The organism is Opacimonas viscosa, assembly GCF_024199005.1.
Lineage (GTDB): Bacteria > Pseudomonadota > Gammaproteobacteria > Enterobacterales > Alteromonadaceae > Opacimonas > Opacimonas viscosa.
Genome location: NZ_JANATA010000052.1, coordinates 1 through 679, shown reverse-complemented (window position 1 = coordinate 679; position 679 = coordinate 1). Strand labels below are relative to the sequence as shown.

Sequence of the window (679 nt, the reverse complement as noted above, 5' to 3'; positions counted from 1 at the left end):
GGATATGGCGCATATCGTCTAGCTTTGGCCATTTAAAGCGGTGCTTTTGTAACACTTTATACCACATGACAAAGCCGGTCTTGTCCCAGTAGATGATTTTGAGTTTGTCTTGTTTTTTGTTGCAAAAGATAAACATCGCATCACTAAATACTGAGAGTTCAAGCTCATGCTCAATGATGATCAGCAGACCATTAATGCTTTTGCGAAAATCCACGTATCCACAATGCAGGTAGATATCACCTGGCTCGACAAACATTTTCATGACTGCAAACCTTTGAGTACCTGCGCAAACCAATCTGCTTGGACGCTCAATGGTAAACGCACTTCCACATCAGCAAACGCAATAGCGATATACTCACGTTGTGCTTTACGACTTTGGCTACTGACTTTAACCAATTGAGGTTTAACTATCGTCTTTGCCGATACCGTGCTGCGACCATTGAGCCCTCGATTGATTTCACTCAGCCGTGCACTAAACGTATCGATATGAATGTCGTGCTTAAAGCAATACTCTAGCCGCGATAAACCACTAGCTTGTTGATCGGCAATGACGGCTTTCCATTGCTCGATGGATTTTCTGGGTCGACGTTTAGCCATTCCAATGCTCCGTGAGGATGAAGGAGCTTGATTATCAAACATAGATTATGGTGTTGCTAGACGGGGTTTACCGGACGGATAC

2 protein-coding genes are annotated in these 679 nt (G+C 43.9%); both read right to left on the bottom strand.

Annotation, left to right across the window (positions count from 1 at the left end):
- Positions 1 to 262: IS66 family insertion sequence element accessory protein TnpB (gene tnpB / locus NLF92_RS12655; RefSeq protein WP_254102555.1), on the bottom strand; the 262-nt coding region annotated here is incomplete at its 3' end.
- Positions 259 to 597 (bottom strand): IS66 family insertion sequence element accessory protein TnpA, encoded by a 339-nt coding sequence (gene tnpA / locus NLF92_RS12650; protein WP_254102547.1) that lies wholly within the window; start codon positions 595 to 597, stop codon positions 259 to 261. The genes tnpA and tnpB, both read right to left, overlap by 4 nt.
- Between the last annotated feature and the right edge of the window lie 82 nt (positions 598 to 679).